This window comes from Methylomonas subterranea (assembly GCF_024505185.1).
In the GTDB taxonomy this organism is placed as follows: Bacteria; Pseudomonadota; Gammaproteobacteria; order Methylococcales; family Methylomonadaceae; genus Methylomonas; species Methylomonas subterranea.
In genome coordinates this window covers 1-19,520 of the sequence record NZ_JANIBJ010000007.1, presented here as the reverse complement: position 1 = coordinate 19,520, position 19,520 = coordinate 1, and the positions used below count along the sequence as shown (strand labels likewise).

Below are 19,520 nucleotides of genomic sequence, written 5' to 3'. Positions count from 1 at the left end.
GCCATTACTCAATCCGCTTGCACGATCTGCGCCGCCACGACCTCTTTACCGGGCAAATAATCCGGCAACACCTTCACCATATCGCGCATAAACGCCTGCAGACGTTGATCGGCCACTTCGATGTCCTGACCCTTGTCCAGGGAGGTGACCAGCCGTACCAAGGCGCCGTCGGTCCGGTGCATGGCGATGGCGTCGTAGAACAGATACCATTTCACCATGTATTCATTGGTAATCGAACGACCGCGTTGCTGAAACCAGTAATACACCAATTGCCGGTAATCGCCTTTTTCGATCACCGCGCGGTTAATCCGCAATGGACTACCCTGCACCTGTAGATCGGGAAAATCGCGCTGACCGAAGCTGGTAATCTGCCAGCCGTCGCCCGGGATACAACTGCGAGGCGAATGCACGGAAGCGCCCTTGCGTTGCGATTGATAATAAGCCGAGTAAAAATTCACCGCGCTGGCCGCGTCCTCCGTTACGTAATTGGCAATGACGTAATCGGTCAACTTCAGGGCATCCAGATATTTCTTCTCGATGTAATCTCGGTGCCCGCGCCAGTCGCCCAATTGCATAGGAAAATTAAGAAAGGCCTTGCGCTGCGGAATAATCTCCTCGTCGCCGCGCACAAACACGCCCGCCACGCCAACCGCGACGATCAAGGCCAACACCGCGAATACCGATTTATTCAAATACCAATCCATTTGGACGCTTTTACCGGCCGCGAACCATTCATCGGGCAATTGCACCAATTCGGCAAAAGCGGTTTTTCTACCGCTGAGGCGCGAGAACAGCCACATTTCGATGAACAACAATACCATGCAAAGCAAGAACACCGCCCAGCCCTCGAAATCGTGCAAAAAACCTTCCGCCATTTCGGTACCCCAGTGGTTCACCAGAATACCGATCACGCCGATACGAAAACTATTCATGAATATGGTCAGCGGTACCGAAGACAGAAATATCAACAGCTTTTGCCAAACGGGCCCCTTGAACAGATAAGCGCACAAAAATGACAGACTGGCCAGCGGAAACAAATAGCGCAGCCCGCTACAGGCCTCCACCACCTGCAGCTTATAACCGCCCAGATCGATGACGTTGCCTTCCAGGTACACCATGATGTCGCAGGCGCGAATGAATTCAACCCCCAGCCAGGACGACATCAGCTGCAACTTGGAGGACAGGTTATTGATGATGAATTGTGGAAACGGCACCATGAACAGCAGAAAAACCAGCGGCACCCAAGCAGTCTTTAAACCCTGTCTACCGAAGGCGGCGGCAAAAATCCCGGTAACGGCCACTATAAAGGCGTAGTGCTGAATGGTGCGTATGGTGGCCAAGCCGCCCAATAAAAACAGCAGCAACCCCAGCAACAAAATGGCGACGCCCAAGATAGACGACTTAAAGTCCCGCGTGCATTTCAGTTCATTGCGTTGCACCCAGATCAAATAGACGCTGATGGCGGGAATAAAAAAACCGTGGCTGTATTCCTCGCTCCCCATCCAGATACCGGCCATTTCAGCCAAGCTTTCGTGGAACACCAAGCCAAGCAGCAGCAAGGCCAAGCCCCACCATGCGAAGATATAAGACGAAGAGCCGGATGAGATTAAAGTAGTGTCTTGAGAGTCCATGTGCAAAAATTAAGTTAAGTCCATACAAGCCCCGCAAACAGCGGAACAACCCAGTTAACGGCCCGAAATTCAGTCGTTATCTTGCACCAAGCGCAACCGGCCCATTCGATAGACGTCTCCGCGCAATCAAGCGCTTGCCGCGGACATCCTTCCCGTCAACTCCGCACAGACTCATTCCGGCTCGCACTTTACGCCTCCGTCAAGGGGGGGCGAAATCGCGAGTTGCCTTGCCACACAGCGACCGATTGCTTAAATACCGTTCACCCGGAACGAGTCGAAGGACAAGCCACTTCCGACATCGCCGAGCCCACGCATAGGGCCGGGAATAATTCGCATGCCGAAGCAGGCGGCCATTATAAGTAAGTAGCCCCAAATTTCAGTGCGACGATTTGTCTCACGCAAAAACCGGCCAAACCATACTGCCATTCCCTGATTACAGCAATATTTAAAATTCTAATGGAACAAACGCTTGATACTGCATCAGCTAAGCGTAAGCACCTTGCTTTTATCGCGCGGCCTCTCTGACGGCAGCCGAAAAAGACCCTTACGACGTAAACCGTGTTGTTTTTCCCAAGTCGGAGGACTACTCGGCAACCCGGTTAGCGATATCGGCATTAATCACTGCAAGCCAGTCCCGACCCATGTCGCGATAGTCACCGGAATGCGCGGCACCCGAGCGGCGGATTTTGCCAAGGCATCTAAATCTATTCCAAAATTATCGGCTATGCGCTCCCGGAAAACCTAGTTGCTTCCAGGCTTCGTACAGCACGATAGCCACCGTGTTCGAGAGATTAAGACTGCGGCTTTCCTGACGCATCGGCAAATAGACTTTTAAAGCCTCGGGATGTTTTGCCAGGAAATCGGCCGGCAGGCCGCGCGATTCGGGCCCGAACAATAAAGCGTCGCCGCGTTGGAATTTGATTTTGCCGTAACTCTGGCGGCCCTTGGTGGTCAGGGCAAACACCCGTCCGGGCCGATTACGTTCGATATAGTCGCTTAAGTCCGCATACTGCCTGACGCTGACCCATTCGTGGTAATCCAATCCGGCCCGGCGCAGCCGTTTGTCGTCCAGTTCGAAGCCCAACGGCTGGATTAAATGCAGGTGTGCGCCGGTGTTGGCGCACAAGCGAATGATATTGCCCGTATTCGCCGGAATTTCGGGCTCGTACAGGACAATATCCAGCATGCGTTATTTGCTGTTGACATCGATGGGCGACAGTTTCCATATCTCACGGTTGTAATCGCTAATGGTTCTGTCGGTGGAGAACTTGCCGCTGGCCGCCGTATTCATGATACTCATCTTGGTCCAGTATTCCTGATCGCGCCAAGCCTCGTCCACGCGTTTCTGCGCATCCAGGTAACCGCGAAAATCGGCAATGGTCATCCATGGGTCGTGCGGACTTTTGATCGAACCGATCACATCGTCGAAGATGCCGGGTTCGAACTGGTTGAAGTGACCGCATTCCAGCAAACGCAATACTCCCTGCAAATCAGCATCCCGGTCGATATAGGTTTGCGGATTGTAATTAGGCCTCAAGGCTTCCACTTCCTGCTCGGTCAAGCCGAACAGAAAGAAATTTTCCTCGCCCACTTCCTCGCGAATTTCGATATTGGCGCCATCCAGGGTACCGATGGTCAACGAACCGTTCATCATGAATTTCATGTTGCCGGTGCCGGAGGCCTCCTTGCCGGCAGTGGAAATCTGTTCGGACAAATCCGCGCCCGGGCAGATTTTTTCCATGGCCGACACCCGGTAATTGGGCAGGAACACCAGCTTCAATTTATCGCCCACTTCGGGATCGTTATTGATCACGCTGGCCACATTGTTGATCAGCTTGATGATTTTTTTGGCCATCACATAACCCGGAGCCGCCTTGCCGCCGATCAATACGCAGCGGTCCACCCAGTTTTGGGTATCGCCGCGCTTGATGCGGTCGTACAAATGGATCACGTGCAGCACATTCAATATTTGCCGCTTGTATTCGTGTATGCGCTTTACCTGCACGTCGAACATCGCTTCCACATTGATGTCGATGTCCAGCTCGGCTTTTTTGAAGTCCACCAGACGCTGTTTGCTGGCTTGGTTCAGATCTCGCCAGGTTTTTCGGAACGCGGCGTCTTCGGCATAGGGTTTCAGTTTTTCCAATTGCGACAGATCGGTGATCCAGCCGTCACCTATGGTGGCGGTGATGAATTCAGCCAACTCCGGGTTGCAGCCCGCCAACCAGCGCCGCGGAGTGACGCCATTGGTTTTGTTGTTGAACTTGTCCGGCCATAATTCGTAAAAATCCTTGAACAGGCCTTCCTTCAATAATTTGGAATGCAATTCGGCCACTCCGTTCACTGAAAAGCTGCCGACGATGGCCAGATAAGCCATGCGAACCTGTTTGACATGACCTTCCTCGATCAGCGACATCCGCGTCAATCGCTCGCTTTCGCCCGGCCAGCGCGCCGATACCTCGGCCAGAAAATGGGCATTGATGTCGAAAATGATCTCCATCAGCCGCGGCAACAAACTCTGCATCAAATTGACCGACCATTTCTCCAGCGCTTCAGGCAACAGGGTGTGGTTGGTGTAAGCCATGGTTTTTCGGGTAATGCCCCAGGCTTCATTCCAGGACAAGCCGTGTATATCCATCAACAGACGCATCAATTCCGCCACCGCGATGCTGGGATGGGTGTCGTTCAGTTGAAAGCAGTTTTTCTCGGCAAATTTGGCGAAGTTCCTGCCGTGCCGTCCCACCCAGTTGGCAATCACGTCCTGCAGGCTGGCGGAGGCCAGCAGATACTGTTGCTGCAAGCGCAGCGCCTTGCCGTTTTCGTTGGCATCGTTGGGATACAACACCATGGTGATGTTTTCGGCGGTATTTTTTTGCGCCACGGCTTCCGCATAATCGCCGGCGTTGAACTCCTGCAGGTTGAATTCTTCGGTGGCAATGGCCTTCCACAGGCGCAAGGTGTTGACCGTGCCGTTTTTGTAACCCGGCACCGGCGTGTCGTAAGGCATGGCCAATACGTCGTGCGTGTCCACCCAACTGGTACGCTTATTGCCGCGTTCGTCGATATGAGTTTGGGTATGGCCACCGAATTTAACGCGAGTCATGTATTCCGGACGTTCGATTTCCCAAACATTGCCGTTGCGCAACCAATGGTCGGGTTTTTCCACCTGCTCGCCGTTGACGATTTCCTGGGTAAACATGCCGTATTCGTAACGCAAACCGTAACCGGTAACAGGCAATTGCAGCGTGGCGCAACTGTCGATAAAACAGGCCGCCAACCGGCCCAGACCGCCGTTGCCCAAACCGGCATCCGGTTCGCTTTCCAACAGCTCTTCGGCTTCCAGGCCCATGTCATACAGAGCCTTGCTGACTTCGTCGTCTATGCCCAGGTTCAGCATGGCGTTGCTCAACGAGCGCCCCATCAAAAACTCCATGGACAGGTAAAAGGCTTTCTTGCAGTCTTCGTCGCGGTAAACGTTGTAGGTTTTTTTCCAGCGTTCGACCAGTCGGTCGCTGATGGCGAGCGATAATGCCTCATAGGCATAATGCGGAGAACGGCAGTTTTCGTCCCGTCCCAGGCGGTGGCTGTAGTAGTGTTTGAAATCGGCCGTGATATGTTTTCTTTCCATGCCCAGTTTGGGGAGCTTGGTGATATCGGCTTTAGGGTTGCTCTTACTGAAGACTTTATGCGGCATCATTTATTTCCCTTTTTGGCTGTGAATGCTTGAATGGCAAAAACTTAACACTACAAAGCAAAATGCGCCAGCTTTACAGCATTGGCGCATTTTGCTTGGTGGAAATCGAAAGGCTTACTTAACTCAATTTACCGTGGCAATGTTTGTATTTTTTACCTGAACCACAGGGGCACGGGTCGTTCCGGCCAACCTTTTGCGAATCCCTAACAAAGGGTTGTTCGGCGCCGTCGGCTTCATCGGCCGGCGGCAGTTGCTCCTGCTCCGGCTCGAAAGCGGAATGCGCCTCGGCATGTTCGTAATGCATTTCCACCGGCGCTTGGCGCTGTTCGTCGATGGCCCGCACATCCTCTTCCTTGGTAACCTGGACCTTGGCCAGAATCGTCACCACCTCGACCTTGATATGGTTCAGCAGACTGTTGAACATTTCAAACGCTTCGCGCTTGTACTCCTGCTTGGGGTCTTTTTGACCGTAGCCGCGCAGATGGATGCCCTGACGCAACTGATCCATGGCCGCCAGATGTTCTTTCCAGCTATTATCCAGCACCTGCAGCATCACGGATTTTTCGAAATGCTTGATCACATCGGCCCCGATGGCGGCCGCCTTGGTCGCGCTTTCCTGTTCAGCGCTCTCGACCAGGAGTTTGCGTAATTTTTGCTCGTTCAGCGTGCGGTCTTCGTCCAGCATCCGCGCAATCGGTAACGGCATGTTCAAATCTTTTTGCAAATAGGCTTCCAGTCCGGCTATGTCCCATTGCTCTTCCATGGTTTTAGGCGGAATGAACTGAGTGATGGCGTCGTTGATGACATCGGAGCGGATGGCGGAGATGATGTCCGAAATGTCTTCCGCGGCCATCAATTCATTACGTTGGGCATACACGACCTTGCGCTGGTCGTTGGCCACGTCGTCGTAAGCCAGGATTTCCTTACGGATATCGAAGTTACGTCCTTCCACCTTACGCTGGGCGCCTTCTATGGAACGGGTTACCCAGGGATGCTCGATAGCTTCGCCTTCCTGCATGCCCAGTTTTTGCATCAAACCGGCCACCCGGTCGGAGGCAAAAATCCGCATCAGATCGTCTTCCAGCGACAGGTAAAACCGCGAGGAACCGGGGTCGCCCTGCCGGCCGGAACGGCCGCGCAGTTGGTTGTCGATACGGCGCGACTCGTGCCGCTCGGAACCGATCACATGCAAACCGCCGGCGGCGATGACTTTTTCGTGCCTGTCCAACCAGGCGCCGCGTACCCGCTCTTTTTCGGCATCGTCGGCTTCCTCGCCCAGCGCGGCAAGTTCGGCGCTCAAGTTACCGCCCAACACGATATCGGTACCCCGTCCGGCCATATTGGTGGCAATGGTCACCGCGCCCGGCATACCGGCGTTTTCGACGATATGCGCTTCGCGTTCGTGCTGCTTGGCATTCAATACTTCGTGCGGAATGTTTTGCTGGGCCAATAAAGCGGAAATCAGTTCGGATTTTTCGATCGAGGTGGTGCCCACCAGAACCGGCTGCCCGCGTTTGTAACAATCCTTGATGTCTTCGATGACGGCGGTGTATTTTTCCCGCGCCGACAGGTAGACCAAATCACCCATGTCCTTGCGTATCATCGGCCGGTGGGTCGGAATCACCACCACTTCCAAACCGTAGATTTTGTTAAGCTCAAAGGCTTCGGTATCGGCGGTGCCGGTCATGCCGGACAGTTTCTGATACAGGCGGAAATAGTTTTGAAAGGTGATGGAGGCCAGGGTCTGATTCTCGTTTTGAATCGTCACGCCTTCCTTGGCCTCAATGGCCTGATGCAGGCCTTCCGACCAGCGCCGCCCGGTCATCATCCGGCCGGTAAATTCGTCGACGATGATGATCTGGTCGTTTCTGACCACATAATCGACATCCTTCTGGAACAACACGTGGCCGCGCAACGAGGCATTCAAATAATGCATCAGGCGGATATTCGCGGGGTCATACAGCGTGGAACCTTCCTGGATCAAACCCTGCTCGACCAGCAAATGCTCAACCTTTTCGTAACCGGCTTCGGTCAAATGCACCTGACGTGATTTTTCGTCGACGAAATAATCGCCCGGCATTTGGTCCTGTTGCTCGGGGTCGTCGGCTTTTTGCTGGCGGGTCAGGTGCGGAATAACCTGATTGGTTTTCAGATAAATGTCGGTGCTGCCGTCGGCCTGCCCGGAAATGATCAGCGGGGTTCTGGCTTCATCGATCAGAATCGAATCCACCTCGTCGACAATGCCGAAAAACAGCTCGCGCTGTACTTTATGCTCCAGGCTGAAAGCCATGTTGTCGCGCAGATAATCGAAGCCGAATTCGTTATTGGTGCCGTAGGTGATATCGGCGGCATAGGCGGCCTTGCGTTGGTCGTGATCCAGATCGCTGACGATGACGCCGGTGGTCAAGCCCAGAAAACCGTAGAGCTTGCCCATGGTTTCGGCATCGCGGCGGGCCAGATAATCGTTGACGGTAACCACATGCACACCCTTGCCCGGCAAGGCATTCAGATAGGCCGCCAAGGTCGCCATCAGGGTTTTGCCCTCGCCGGTTTTCATTTCGGCGATTTTGCCGCTGTGCAGCACCATGCCGCCGATCAGCTGTACGTCGAAATGGCGCAGGCCGAAAACGCGGGTGGAGGCTTCGCGCACCAGCGCGAAGGCTTCGGGTATCAGGTTATCGAGTTTCTCGCCCGCCGCCAGACGGTCGCGAAACTCTTGCGTTTTGGCTTGCAAGGCCGCGTCGGACAGGCTTTCATAATCAGCCGCCAAGGCATTGACTTTTTTGACCAGCTTGCGTTTTTTCTTGATCAGCCTATCGTTGCGGCTACCAATTACCAATTTAACCAGCTTACCCAGCATGATACTTCCAATGTTATTGAATTCAAAGCTGGCGATTATAAACCTTATCCCGCTCCCGCCGCCAGAAAACAACCGCGCCAGCGGGCGGGACGACCTGCCAGGCTAACGAAAACCGGCAGACCGCTTATTTCACCGTCATCAATGCGCAAGGCATGCTCCAGAGCAATTGCGCCGCCGAACGGGAGAAGTCCGCCTCAACCCGGGTCAAGGAGGCCTTTTTGATCAGAATGCCGTCGCCGGCGGCGCCTATCAGTCCGGCGATCAAGCCGGACATGGCCGGCTCATGACCCACCAGCCACACGTCGTTGACGCCGGCGTCCGCCAGTATTTTCAGCTCGGCGATGATCTCGTCCGGGCCCGTTCCCAAACTCAACCAATCGACTGTTTCGACGGCCGGACAGTCCGGCAAATGCGTATGCAGCAACTTGGCGGTCTGCTGCGCGCGCCTGAGCGGACTACAGTAAAGCACGGCGGGAAGCAGCGCATGCTTGCGGCAAAATTCGGCCACCCGCAGCACCTGATCCTTGCCTTTTTTAATTAGGGCCCGCTCGGCATCGGCGTCCGGATCGGCATGAGGTTCGGCCGTGGCATGCCTTAAACAGGTAATGAGCATGGAATCTCCTCTTCAACAAAAGCAAACACGCCTTCCCCAGCCCCAAAGAGCACGTTAGCAGCGGGGCGCGAAAAATGTCGTGGCATTCAGCCGTTCCCGAGCTTGGGCAAGGGCTTTGCAATTCCCATGGCATGCCGGGCCAACAGTTTTTTCGCGAACGGCAGTTGGTCCAAAAGCGCCAGCCCGGTATTGCGCATTGCCGCGACCGGCAGCCAATCGTTGGAAAATATCCGCACCACGTTATCGGTAAAGCCTATGGTTTTATTGTGATCGGCCATGCGCTGGCCAGCGTAAGCGTCCAATAATTCCGCCGCGCCGATATCGCCCCGTTGTTGCGCCTGCTTGAGCACGAGTTGCGCCAATTCGGCCACGTCGCGGATACCCAGGTTAAAACCCTGCCCGGCCACCGGATGCAGTTGATGCACAGCATTGCCGATGATGACCGCGCGTCCGGACACCATGCTGTCGGCCCGAATCAGACTGAGCGGGAATGCCCGCCGCGGCGCCGCCAGTTTCAACTCACCCAGACGGTAGCCGAAACAGGCCTGCAATTCCGTCATAAACTCGGCTTCACCGCTCGCCATCAGGGCAGCCGCGTGCTCGTGTTCCCGCGTCCACACCACCGCCAACCGCCGGCCGGCCGTCGGCAGCAAGGCCAACGGCCCCTGCTCGGTAAAACGCTCGTAAGCGGTATGCAGATGCGGCAAGCCGGCTTGCACCGTGGTAACCAAGGCCGTTTGGCCGTACTCGGTGATTTGCTGGGGAATGTCCAACAATTTGCGCACCGTGGACTGGCCGCCATCGGCGCCGACCAACAATTGCGCGGTCAAATTCAAGGATTGATTCTGCTGCTTGAGACTGACGTTGACCGCATCGTGGCCGGACATCAAGCCCGCCACCCGTGTTTCGTACATACAGGTCACCGATGTTTGGGAAACCAGATCGGCCAGATGCTCTTCTATGTCTCGGGCGGCAATCACATAACCCAGGGCCTCCACACGCTGCTCCGCGGCGGACAGGCGGGTTTTTCCGAAATGACCTCGATCGGAGATATGGATGTTTTTGATGGCGGTGGCTTTATCGGCCACTCCTTCCCAGGCACCCAGACCTTGCAATAATTGCACGGTACCGGCCGCCAGGGCCAGAGCCCGATCGCCGCCGGGCGCATCCCTTAACTGCCGGTGGCCGGCGGCTTCCACCACGGCGATGTCGAGACCGCTATTTTTCAGAGCCAATGCCAGACAATTACCGGCCAGACCGGCACCGACAATAAGCAGATCATAGTGATGTCGCATTCAGTCACCCCGCATCAAGGCTTCGATATCCGCGATACTCTTCGGCACGCCATGAGTAAGAATTTCATGGCCGCCCTTGGTTACCAGCACGTCGTCCTCGATACGAATACCGATGCCGCGCCATTGTTTGTCCACGCTTTCGCAGTCGGCCGGCACATACAAGCCCGGCTCCACGGTCAATACCATGCCCGGCTCCAGCAAGCGCCAGTCGTCCTTAATTTTATAATCCCCCACATCGTGCACATCCATGCCCAACCAGTGGCCGATGCGATGCATATAAAACTGTTTGTATTTTTCGTCCTTGATGAGTTTTTTGACCCGCCCCTTCAACAAGCCCAATTCCACCAGACCTTTGGTGAGCACTTCCACCGATGCCTCGTGGGCCTTATTCCAGGCAACACCCGGCCGAATCTGCTCCAACGCGGCGGCCTGGGCATCCAGCACCAGCTGATACAGCAAACGTTGCGGTTCGCTGAATTTCCCGGATACCGGAAAGGTGCGGGTGATGTCGGCGGCGTAATGGTCGCATTCCACCCCGGCGTCGATCAGCAGCAGATCGCCTTTATGCAGTTTGTCCTTGTTTTCGATGTAATGCAGCACGCAAGCATTCTTGCCGCCGGCGACGATGGACGGATAAGCCACCGCCCGCAGGCCTTCCTGAATGAATTCGTGCAGCAGCTCGGCTTCGACTTGATATTCGTACAGGCCCGGCCGGCAGGTTTTCATGGCCCGCACATGCGCGCGGGCCGATACCTCGGCCGCGCGGCGCATCAATTTGAGTTCTTCCGGACTCTTGAACAAGCGCATTTCATGCAGCACATGCTCCAGGGACACCAACTCCCCCGGCGCCGTCACGCCGCTGCGCGATTGCTTGCGGATATTGTTAATCCAGTCCAGCAACTTGTGATCCAGTTCGCTGTCCTTGCCCATCGGGTAAAACACCTTGCCTTTGTTCTCCAGCATGCCCGGCAAAATATCGTCCAGATCGTCGATCGGAAACGAGTCGTCGGCCTCGTAATGCTTGGTCGCGCCTTCCAGACCGGCATGGGCGCCCTCCCACAGCGCCTTGGTCTGATCGAACTCGCGGCAGAACAACACATATTCGCCTTGTTCGCGGCCCGGAATGAACACCGCCAGCGATTCGGCTTCGTTGAAGCCGGTCAGATAATAAAAATCGCTATCCTGCCGGTAAGGGTACTGTACGTCGCGATTACGGGTTTGATGCGGTGCGCTGGCGATAATGGCGATATTGCCCTTGCCGATCTGCTTCATCAGCGTGGCGCGGCGTTTTTTAAACTCGGCTTGTTTCATTCCGGCATCCCTATCAATGCATGGTGGTGTTTTTGTATTCGGCAAACTGATCCCGCACGGTCAATACAGCGGCACGCACGTATTCGTGGATTTCCACCAGCGCGGCTTCATCTTCCTCGCCCTCGGCATCGCTATCGATTTTGGTCAACTCGATCAAATCGCGCATCACCTCGGCGCTGTCGCCGGGCCAATCCGCATCGGTATGCGCATAGCCGACCCCGAATAAAAACCCCTGACACCACACCCGCAGAGCTTCCACCCTGTCAGCAAGAGGCTCGTCCTCATCCGGCAGCAATAAATCGAAGCTGAATTCGCCATTGTCCGGATCCAGCAAGTTCCGACTGCCTTCGAACAATTCCCGCAACACCGTTTGATCTTCATCGAACAAATCGTTTTGATCGGTAAATAATTCATGCAACCAACCGGCCGCATCCACTTTGTGCTCGACGCACAACATACCCGCCGCGATACCATGGGCTTCGGCCGCACCCATGTCGGCATCGTATTTTTGCAAAATTGAACTGACGGCCCGATACATGATTTTCCTGACTTTCCTTCTTTGTTAAAGCTGTTTAAAACCGGCTCTTATGCTAACATTGATCGTCGTTTTGAATGATTTTAATGTCGTATCGGCCAACACTTTACTATGTCCCAATCGGAAAAAGACCCTTATACGGAATTGGCATCGCTGGAAGCGAAACTGGATACGCTGATTGCGCAATACAATCTGATGAAGAGCGAGAACAAATCGCTGAAAGTCAAACAAGATGCATTGGTGAAGGAAAAAGCCAAACTATTGGAAAAAACCACACAGGCCAAGGCTCGCGTCGAAGCCATGATTGCCCGCCTGAAAGCAATGGAACACGATTCATGAGCAAAACCATTCAAGCGGTATCACTGAACATTCTCGGCAAGGAATACAAAATCGCCTGCGCCAAGGAGGAACAGGCCGGCTTGATTCAGACCGCTCAGGAATTGGACAGGCAAATGCGCAAAATTCGCGACACTGGCAAGGTTGCCGGCGCCGACCGGATTGCCGTATTGGCCGCCCTGAACCTGACCCATGATGCGGTCACCGGCAAAAGCCCGGCCGTCGATGGCGATTTCTGTGACCGCATAATCGATTTACGCCAAAAAATAGAAAAGGTTTTAGAAAATTCCTAAACCTGTTTAAAATAGCAAGCCTATCTCCTGCAGCGTTCGAGCAATGCTGGGTGTTTCCTGAACCTGTTTTTACCCCGGAAACTTTTTGCCTTTCATGGTGCGCATGCCTGTTTATTCAGGAAGCCTGATTGACTGGATTTGGTTTCCACTTGAACCTCCGGTTCAAGGACGAAAGCATGAGACGGCGCAGGCGGGAGATCTCAATTCCCTTCCCCGCAATTCCCCATCCCCGCGACAAGTCACTCCGCGCGACCGGCTCGGCGATTAACCTACTCGTCCTTACAACAACGGTTTTTCTTTCCTTCCCGGCGGTTATAATGCGCGACTGATTTTTTCCATTACCTTTTCGGCGCCGCGCCGGCCTGACATTATGAATTTATTGCTGAAGTATCTTTCCAGCTGTTGGTTTCTGAACAACCCGGCCGACTTGGTCCCACCCCGCTCCTTCATGTGGAAAAATGTAAGCTTCTACATTGTTTCCGGCTGCATCGTCGAAGGGCTAATTTCAGACCCGGCCGACGGCACCCTGGAAGTGCTGGGGCGCTTCATCATGGCATTTTCATCGATAGCCACGCTACTGCTGGTCGAGAAAAAATGGCATTACTTCAACCAGTTATACACCTCGATCTTCGTGTGCGAAAATTTCATCATGACCTTGGCGGTGGCCGCGGAGATGCTGGATTTATGGATGACCATGGAACACATCGAGTCCCGCGAGACCATCAATATCGCCGCCGCCGCATTTCTGGTCGCGTGGTATATCGCCATCGTCAGTTATATTTTCAGACAATTTTTCAACTACCGCTTCAGCGTCAGCCTGATTTTCGCCTTCAGTTATTTTGTATTGACCTACGGCGTCCCCATGCTGCTGATGGACATCTAAACACCGCCGGCCCGACTCATGCTCAACCCGGATAATACCGGGCATTTATGTTTTTATAAGCTATGGAATTCACTCTCAAAACCACCGACGGCGCTGCTCGTCGCGGCCAACTGACCTTTGACCGCGGCGCGGTGGAAACCCCTATTTTCATGCCGGTCGGCACCTATGGCGCGGTAAAATCGCTGACGCCGGAAGACCTTGAAAATCTGGGCGCGCAAATCATACTCGGCAACACCTTTCATTTGCTGCTGCGCCCCGGCATGGAAGTCATGAAGGCCCACGGCGATTTGCACGACTTCATGCGCTGGCAAAAACCGATTCTGACCGATTCCGGCGGTTTCCAGGTTTTCAGCCTCGGTGCCCTGCGCAAAATCAGCGAACAGGGCGTGACCTTTAAATCCCCCGTCAACGGCAGCAAGATTTTTATGGGTCCGGAAGAATCCATGCAGGTACAGCGCGATCTGGGTTCGGACATCGTGATGATTTTCGACGAATGCACGCCCTATCCCGCCACCTACCAGCAAGCCGCCGATTCGATGCGGCTGTCGCTGCGCTGGGCGGAACGTAGCAAGGTCGCCCACGACGGCAACCCCTCCGCGCTGTTCGGCATCGTGCAGGGCGGCATGTATCCGGAACTGCGCCGCGAATCGATCAATGGTTTAACTCGGATTGGCTTCGACGGCTACGCCATCGGCGGCTTGTCGGTCGGCGAACCCAAGCACGAAATGCTGGCCACGCTGGACGCCATCATGCCGGACATGCCGGGCGACAAACCGCGCTATTTAATGGGCGTAGGCACTCCGGAAGACTTGGTGGAAGCCGTGCGCCGCGGCGTTGACATGTTCGACTGCGTGATGCCGACCCGCAACGCCCGTAACGGCCATTTATTCACCCGTCATGGCGTTATCAAAATCCGCAACAACCAATACCAGTTCGACACCCGCCCCTTGGATGAGGCTTGCAGTTGCTACACTTGCCGCAACTACTCTCGCTCCTATCTGAAGCATCTCGATAAATGTAAGGAAATGCTGGGGTCGCGCCTGAATACCATTCATAACCTGCATTATTATCTGGAGCTGATGCGGTGCATGCGCGATGCAATAGCCGAACAGCGCTTCGGCGACTTTGTAGGTGAATTTTACGAACTGCGCGGCGCAAAGCCGCCCAACTAAGCTGCCCCGGGGGACTTGCCGATGACCATTAACGATAGTCTGGATTTATTGCTCGCCGAAATCGACCTGCTTAAGGCGGAGTTGCAACTGCATGCGCATGAGATTACCCCGGCTTTGCAAAAAAATCTGGACATCGACTACACCCATGACAGCAATGCACTGGAAGGCAGCAGCCTGAATCTGGCCGAAACCGACATGGTGATCAGGAACGGCCTGATGCTGCCGGGTAAACCGATGGGGGAAAATCTGACGGCATTGAACCACTACCAAACCATTCACTTCATCCGCGACCAAGCCCGGGAACAAAATCTGCTGTCGGCCAGCCTGCTGCAAAAACTCCATATCATGCTGTCCCGAGGCGTGCAACATCAGATCGGCGGCGCCTTTCGCAGCCAAGAAGGCCGGTTGATAGGCGGCCAAACCGCGCCTCCGCCGGAACAGATAGCGCATTTGCTGGAAACACATCTGCATTGGCTCAACCTGGAGGGACCGTTTTTACACCCAGTGGTATTTGCCGCCGAAGCACATTTCCGGCTGTTATCGCTACTGCCTTTTCAAAACTATAACGGCCTGTGCGCGCGCTTGTTGATGAACCTGGTTTTATTGAGCGAAGGCTTTCCCGTCCTAAATATTGTCGCCAATCGGGTGGTTTGGAGCGACTACACGGCCTCATTCAATGCCGCGCAAACTGGCGAACCGCAAGCATGGCAAGCGTTTATCGCCAAGCAAGCCGTGCTTAACGCTCAAAATTTATTACACCGGTTGGAACATCAAGCCACTATTTGATAGCCGTAAGCCGCCATTACTGCTTACGTCTTTCCAGCACGCCCAGGACATCCAATACCCTGCGGCAATAGGCGTATTCGTTATCGTGCATCAAGGCCACGCCTAGCTGTCGGCAATTGCTGAGGGTCAAATGCTCCATCAACACAATGGCCGAATAAGGCGTTTGCTGATAATCGATACTGGCCTTTTGATGCCCCCAGGCGCCGTATTCGCAGTGCAGAATCCCCGCCAACTCGCCGGCGGCATAAGCATTGAACAGGTCGGATACTTCCTCGAGGCTAGTCTCGCGCGATAAATTGGCGGTAAAGTCGATCACCGAAACGATCGCGGTCGGCACCCGGTAGGACAAGGAATCCAGCTTGCCGTCCAATTCCGGCAGCACCAGCGCGGTGGATTTGCCGACATTGGTGGGCGTCGGCACAATAGACACCGCGCAAGCGCGGCCCAATTGCGAGGACGGATGGTAGCCGTCCAGAACTTTTTGATCCGACAGCGCCGGATGGATAGTGATGATGCGGGCGTAATCGACGCCGAAATGTTTGTCGAGAATGTAGCACAACGGCACCATGGCGTTGCCGGTGCAGGTGCTGGCGGAAATCACATCGTGCAGGGCCGGATTGTAATTGTGATGGTTGACGCCGAACACCATGCTGATGTCGCCTCCCGCCACGTTCCAGGTACAGAGAATCTTTTTGGCGACTTTTTGCCGTATCAGGGCCCGAAAGTCCGTGATCGACGCGGTACCGGTGGCATCGAACAACACGTCCAGATCGAATTCCCTGAGCGGAGCAAAACTGTCGTCCTCGGGCGGACTGCGGCGGCGGTCGACGCGCTGATAATGCACTCTGTTGCCGCCCAATATCAAATCGCTGCCCTGATAATCCACCGTAAACGGCGGCCGCCCGTAGGTGCTGTCATGGGCGATCAGATAAGCGACGTGATCGATGGGCATCACATCGCATACCACCCGAATATCGTATTTCCCGCCAGGCTCCTCGGCGAAGTTGTTCCGCAACACCCCGCCGCCTATCCTGCCCAAACCGACTATCCCCACACTCAAACTCATGACCATTCATCCTTGGCGATTGGAAAAACCGGCAAACCCGGCGGGTAAGGCAAGGGATACGCTGTAGATGAGAATGGCTTTAAGGTCATGGCGAATTTGTTATTGTTATGGGTAGCTGATTTATTAAAAAGCAAAATCAAACTAGGGCAATAACCGATTCAAGTCAAGCGCCGGCTTGGCCGCCGCTTCGCTCCCTTAAAGCTTTAGTCCTGGTCCAGACCAAACGCCTTGTGCAAGGCCCGCACCGCCAGTTCCAGATACTTCTCGTCCACCACTACGGAAATCTTGATCTCGGAGGTGGAAATCATCTGAATGTTGATACCCTCATCGGCCAGGGTTTTGAACATAGTGCTAGCGATACCGGCGTGCGAACGCATGCCGACGCCGACAATGGACACCTTGACGATGCTGTTGTCGCCGATCACCTGGCTGCTACCGCCCAGTTCGGCCCGCAAGCCTTCCAACACGTTTTTGGCACGAGCGAAATCGTTGCGGTTGACGGTAAAGGTAAAATCGGTGGTGCCGTGAGCGGAAATGTTCTGCACGATCATATCGACTTCGATGTTCTCGGCGGCGATAGGCCCCAGAATTTTCGACGCCACTCCCGGCAGATCGGGCACACCGGTCAACGTCAGCTTGGCTTCGTCCCGGTTAAACGCGATGCCTGAAATTAACGCTCTTTCCATTTCTGATTCCTCGTAGGTAATTAGGGTGCCGTTGCCTTCCATGAACGAAGACAACACGCGCAATTTAACGTTGTATTTGCCGGCGAATTCGACCGAACGGATCTGCAGGACTTTGGAGCCCAGGCTGGCCATTTCCAGCATTTCCTCGAAGGTAATCTGCTCCAGGCGGCGCGCCTTGGGCACCACGCGCGGGTCGGTGGTATAGACGCCGTCGACATCGGTATAGATATGGCATTCGTCGGCCTTTAAAGCCGCCGCCAGCGCCACGCCGGTAGTATCGGAACCGCCACGCCCCAATGTCGTGATATTGCCATGTTCGTCCACACCCTGAAAACCGGCGACAACCACTACCCGGCCGGCATCCAGATCGGCGCGGATTTTGGCTTCGTCGATCTCGCGAATCCGCGCCTTGGTATGAGCGCTATCGGTGAGTATGCGCACTTGCGGCCCGGTATACGAGCGCGCCTCGCAACCCAGATTGTGCAACGCCATCGACAACAGCGCGATGGTGACCTGCTCGCCGGTGGACAACAGCACATCCAGCTCGCGATCGGTCGGCTGCATTTGCATCTCCTTGGCCAGCGCCACCAAGCGATTGGTTTCGCCGCTCATCGCCGACACCACCACCACAATCCGATCGCCCGAGTCGTGGGCTTTTTTGACTTTCTCGGCCACCGCTTTAATGCGTTCGACCGTGCCGACGGAGGTACCGCCGAATTTATAGACGTACAATGCCATGTTTTATTGACCTTTTGGCTTTATAACACCCCCTAAATGCCCTCTCCCTCAGGGAGAGGGCTAGGGTGAGGGGAATAATGTGTCGCTATCGCGACGGTTACTTTAATACCGAATAACACCAGTAAACTTTCAAAAACTAAGCAGCTTCCTGCTGACACGCTTCGCAAACGAATCGATACAAGGTTTTAGGCTCTATATCGGCCGCCCCCTGATTAAATTCCAAACACCCCCAATCCGGATCAATTCGGGCTGTTTGCAAGGCATCCTCGGCTATAAATGAACCAATCAACCCTTTCAAGTCAGCCTGTATGATTTCGCCGTTTTCGAATGTCAATATAAAACGGTAGGCTTCAATATGTTCAATCTGCTTTAGTTTCATTTCGTTACTCCAGCGGGGCAATACTAATCGTGTGCCATTTCCAAACCATCCGTTTAAATAAGGTACGCGATGCGTACCCTTGGCTTGGTTCGTCCCCACACCCGAAAGTGGCATACGAGTTAAAGCGTAAGATAGCCAGCGCCCTAGCCCCCTTTGCCTATGACTTTTTATCCCAGCCAATTACCTTATGATTTTCAACTGTAATCTTGGTGGCAAACTGACCTTTTCGAACTTCGTTATATTTCCAAATTTCTTTACGCTTGGTCTTTAAAACCTGAGTATCAATTGCATCTGGGCTACCGAGAGAATCTATCAATTGCTCTTCCGTCATACCTTTCCAGAACATAGAATTAAGAATTCCATCGACGACTTCAGCATCCTTGTACTTGTCATAAAGATGCTTCATCCACGCAGCATGTTTTTTTCTCTTGTGACTCCACAGCAAAATATAAATTAACAACATGCTTCCGCCAACTATAAGAACAGTATCCATGTTTTCTTGTGTCCACTTGTAAGCGGCAACACATAGTCCAACAACAATCATGAGGCCGATGCCTCCAGAGCTTTTTTTAGCCATGGTTTTACGAATTCATTTGTTCAAATAGACAGACAAGAAATGCTATCACTGGCGCAATAGTAAAATATCCACCCAATAAAGCACCAATAGCGACAATTCCGCCTAATGTACCACCAACTACTTTAAATGTTCCCGCCGCACAAAATAGGGCAACAAAGTTGCGGATCCAATAAAAACGTTGCCGCTGTCTTTGAGTTGATAACACGCTACATATAAAGCCTTTACTCATTATGTTCTACCTAAAAGCTCTAAAAAGGTCGACCTAATAAACTTTGCAAGGAGCCAAATACTCGAAAGTTTGCAATATATTTTTACAATCGTGCACGTTTATTTTCCCTCTTTTTTATCTGACATTTCTATAATCTGAATTTTTATTTGCTTTGTGTATTTAGCAACAAGGTTTTTGAGATCGATATTTACTTCGCTTGTCCTAATATAAATTTCAGTTTTATTGTCCTCTTGCTTTTTTCTTGAAACAAGAAGTGGTAATGCGATAGCAAGAAAATTAATCTGAGCCGCACCCATGTTGATATATGCTGTTATGTTTTCAGCTGAAAAAGCATCATCAAAAACAATACTTCCATATTCAACACCATCCATTTCCAATTCATTTATGGAATCCAATAAATTTTTGTCATAACTCCATATGGCGACTTCATACACAA

Annotated in this window: 19 protein-coding genes and 1 other RNA gene; 6 read left to right on the top strand and 14 right to left on the bottom strand. The window is 53.6% G+C overall.

All coding sequences use genetic code 11. The features are described 5' to 3' along the window. Positions 1–8 precede the first annotated feature (8 nt). The 8 genes from xrtD to NP590_RS05060 all read right to left on the bottom strand — a co-directional run bounded on the left by xrtD (position 9) and on the right by NP590_RS05060 (position 11,942). Entirely contained in the window at positions 9–1,631 is a 1,623-nt protein-coding gene (gene xrtD, locus NP590_RS05095; RefSeq protein WP_256601177.1) for a VPLPA-CTERM-specific exosortase XrtD, read from the bottom strand. 715 nt (positions 1,632–2,346) lie between these two features. Then, the gene (gene trmL, locus NP590_RS05090; protein WP_256601176.1) at positions 2,347–2,817 is read right to left on the bottom strand and encodes a tRNA (uridine(34)/cytosine(34)/5-carboxymethylaminomethyluridine(34)-2'-O)-methyltransferase TrmL; all 471 of its coding nucleotides are present in this window, start codon (positions 2,815–2,817) and stop codon (positions 2,347–2,349) included. A 3-nt stretch (positions 2,818–2,820) separates the two neighbouring features. Beyond that, on the bottom strand, positions 2,821–5,325 hold the full coding sequence (locus NP590_RS05085) for a glycogen/starch/alpha-glucan phosphorylase (protein WP_256601175.1): 2,505 nt from the start codon (positions 5,323–5,325) through the stop codon (positions 2,821–2,823). A gap of 118 nt (positions 5,326–5,443) precedes the next feature. Then, complete coding sequence (gene secA, locus NP590_RS05080) at positions 5,444–8,185, bottom strand: preprotein translocase subunit SecA (RefSeq protein ID WP_256601174.1); 2,742 nt, start codon at positions 8,183–8,185, stop codon at positions 5,444–5,446. 124 nt (positions 8,186–8,309) lie between these two features. Then, entirely contained in the window at positions 8,310–8,798 is a 489-nt protein-coding gene (gene sixA, locus NP590_RS05075; RefSeq protein WP_256601173.1) for a phosphohistidine phosphatase SixA, read from the bottom strand. Positions 8,799–8,884: 86 nt separating this feature from the next. Further along, entirely contained in the window at positions 8,885–10,093 is a 1,209-nt protein-coding gene (gene ubiH / locus NP590_RS05070; protein WP_256601172.1) for a 2-octaprenyl-6-methoxyphenyl hydroxylase, read from the bottom strand. Continuing rightward, positions 10,094–11,404, bottom strand: a complete 1,311-nt coding sequence (gene pepP / locus NP590_RS05065; protein ID WP_256601171.1) for a Xaa-Pro aminopeptidase — start codon at positions 11,402–11,404, stop codon at positions 10,094–10,096. Positions 11,405–11,417: 13 nt separating this feature from the next. Beyond that, on the bottom strand, positions 11,418–11,942 hold the full coding sequence (locus NP590_RS05060; RefSeq protein WP_256601170.1) for a UPF0149 family protein: 525 nt from the start codon (positions 11,940–11,942) through the stop codon (positions 11,418–11,420). Between the two features lie 108 nt (positions 11,943–12,050). Here NP590_RS05060 and NP590_RS05055 point away from each other — a divergent pair, with 108 nt between their 5' ends. The 6 genes from NP590_RS05055 to NP590_RS05030 all read left to right on the top strand — a co-directional run bounded on the left by NP590_RS05055 (position 12,051) and on the right by NP590_RS05030 (position 15,409). Further along, complete coding sequence (locus NP590_RS05055) at positions 12,051–12,278, top strand: TIGR02449 family protein (RefSeq protein ID WP_256601169.1); 228 nt, start codon at positions 12,051–12,053, stop codon at positions 12,276–12,278. Next, entirely contained in the window at positions 12,275–12,568 is a 294-nt protein-coding gene (locus NP590_RS05050; protein WP_256601168.1) for a cell division protein ZapA, read from the top strand. The genes NP590_RS05055 and NP590_RS05050 overlap by 4 nt, the downstream gene beginning before the upstream one ends. Positions 12,569–12,589: 21 nt before the next feature. Continuing rightward, positions 12,590–12,769, top strand: a non-coding RNA gene (ssrS, locus tag NP590_RS05045) — 6S RNA. 169 nt (positions 12,770–12,938) lie between these two features. Then, positions 12,939–13,451, top strand: coding sequence for a hypothetical protein (locus tag NP590_RS05040; protein WP_256601167.1), 513 nt, complete (start codon positions 12,939–12,941; stop codon positions 13,449–13,451). A gap of 62 nt (positions 13,452–13,513) precedes the next feature. Then, complete coding sequence (tgt, locus tag NP590_RS05035) at positions 13,514–14,623, top strand: tRNA guanosine(34) transglycosylase Tgt (RefSeq protein ID WP_256601166.1); 1,110 nt, start codon at positions 13,514–13,516, stop codon at positions 14,621–14,623. Positions 14,624–14,644: 21 nt separating this feature from the next. After that, entirely contained in the window at positions 14,645–15,409 is a 765-nt protein-coding gene (locus tag NP590_RS05030) for a Fic family protein (RefSeq protein ID WP_256601165.1), read from the top strand. A gap of 16 nt (positions 15,410–15,425) precedes the next feature. Here NP590_RS05030 and NP590_RS05025 read toward each other — a convergent pair whose 3' ends face one another. The 6 genes from NP590_RS05025 to NP590_RS05000 all read right to left on the bottom strand — a co-directional run. After that, positions 15,426–16,475: a type I glyceraldehyde-3-phosphate dehydrogenase gene (locus NP590_RS05025; RefSeq protein ID WP_256601164.1), complete on the bottom strand. Its 1,050-nt coding sequence runs from the start codon at positions 16,473–16,475 to the stop codon at positions 15,426–15,428. A gap of 203 nt (positions 16,476–16,678) precedes the next feature. Beyond that, complete coding sequence (locus NP590_RS05020; RefSeq protein WP_256601162.1) at positions 16,679–17,899, bottom strand: aspartate kinase; 1,221 nt, start codon at positions 17,897–17,899, stop codon at positions 16,679–16,681. Between the two features lie 136 nt (positions 17,900–18,035). Further along, complete coding sequence (locus tag NP590_RS05015; protein WP_256601161.1) at positions 18,036–18,278, bottom strand: DUF2442 domain-containing protein; 243 nt, start codon at positions 18,276–18,278, stop codon at positions 18,036–18,038. 157 nt (positions 18,279–18,435) lie between these two features. Continuing rightward, the gene (locus tag NP590_RS05010; protein ID WP_256601160.1) at positions 18,436–18,855 is read right to left on the bottom strand and encodes a hypothetical protein; all 420 of its coding nucleotides are present in this window, start codon (positions 18,853–18,855) and stop codon (positions 18,436–18,438) included. Positions 18,856–18,859: 4 nt separating this feature from the next. Then, positions 18,860–19,084 (bottom strand): hypothetical protein, encoded by a 225-nt coding sequence (locus NP590_RS05005; protein WP_256601159.1) that lies wholly within the window; start codon positions 19,082–19,084, stop codon positions 18,860–18,862. A 98-nt stretch (positions 19,085–19,182) separates the two neighbouring features. Then, positions 19,183–19,520 (bottom strand): hypothetical protein (locus NP590_RS05000; RefSeq protein WP_256601158.1); only part of this gene is annotated, 338 nt, incomplete at its 5' end.

Bases quoted from the DNA above. Each gene is read 5' to 3' on its own strand.
- NP590_RS05015 (WP_256601161.1), bottom strand. From the start codon at position 18,278: ATGAAACTAAAGCAGATTGAACATATTGAAGCCTACCGTTTTATATTG.
- pepP (WP_256601171.1), bottom strand. From the start codon at position 11,404: ATGAAACAAGCCGAGTTTAAAAAACGCCGCGCCACGCTGATGAAGCAG.
- NP590_RS05085 (WP_256601175.1), bottom strand. From the start codon at position 5,325: ATGCCGCATAAAGTCTTCAGTAAGAGCAACCCTAAAGCCGATATCACC.
- tgt (WP_256601166.1), top strand. From the start codon at position 13,514: ATGGAATTCACTCTCAAAACCACCGACGGCGCTGCTCGTCGCGGCCAA.
- NP590_RS05060 (WP_256601170.1), bottom strand. From the start codon at position 11,942: ATGTATCGGGCCGTCAGTTCAATTTTGCAAAAATACGATGCCGACATG.
- ubiH (WP_256601172.1), bottom strand. From the start codon at position 10,093: ATGCGACATCACTATGATCTGCTTATTGTCGGTGCCGGTCTGGCCGGT.
- NP590_RS05005 (WP_256601159.1), bottom strand. From the start codon at position 19,084: ATGAGTAAAGGCTTTATATGTAGCGTGTTATCAACTCAAAGACAGCGG.
- secA (WP_256601174.1), bottom strand. From the start codon at position 8,185: ATGCTGGGTAAGCTGGTTAAATTGGTAATTGGTAGCCGCAACGATAGG.
- NP590_RS05010 (WP_256601160.1), bottom strand. From the start codon at position 18,855: ATGGCTAAAAAAAGCTCTGGAGGCATCGGCCTCATGATTGTTGTTGGA.
- NP590_RS05055 (WP_256601169.1), top strand. From the start codon at position 12,051: ATGTCCCAATCGGAAAAAGACCCTTATACGGAATTGGCATCGCTGGAA.
- trmL (WP_256601176.1), bottom strand. From the start codon at position 2,817: ATGCTGGATATTGTCCTGTACGAGCCCGAAATTCCGGCGAATACGGGC.
- NP590_RS05040 (WP_256601167.1), top strand. From the start codon at position 12,939: ATGAATTTATTGCTGAAGTATCTTTCCAGCTGTTGGTTTCTGAACAAC.
- xrtD (WP_256601177.1), bottom strand. From the start codon at position 1,631: ATGGACTCTCAAGACACTACTTTAATCTCATCCGGCTCTTCGTCTTAT.
- NP590_RS05020 (WP_256601162.1), bottom strand. From the start codon at position 17,899: ATGGCATTGTACGTCTATAAATTCGGCGGTACCTCCGTCGGCACGGTC.
- NP590_RS05025 (WP_256601164.1), bottom strand. From the start codon at position 16,475: ATGAGTTTGAGTGTGGGGATAGTCGGTTTGGGCAGGATAGGCGGCGGG.
- sixA (WP_256601173.1), bottom strand. From the start codon at position 8,798: ATGCTCATTACCTGTTTAAGGCATGCCACGGCCGAACCTCATGCCGAT.
- NP590_RS05050 (WP_256601168.1), top strand. From the start codon at position 12,275: ATGAGCAAAACCATTCAAGCGGTATCACTGAACATTCTCGGCAAGGAA.
- NP590_RS05030 (WP_256601165.1), top strand. From the start codon at position 14,645: ATGACCATTAACGATAGTCTGGATTTATTGCTCGCCGAAATCGACCTG.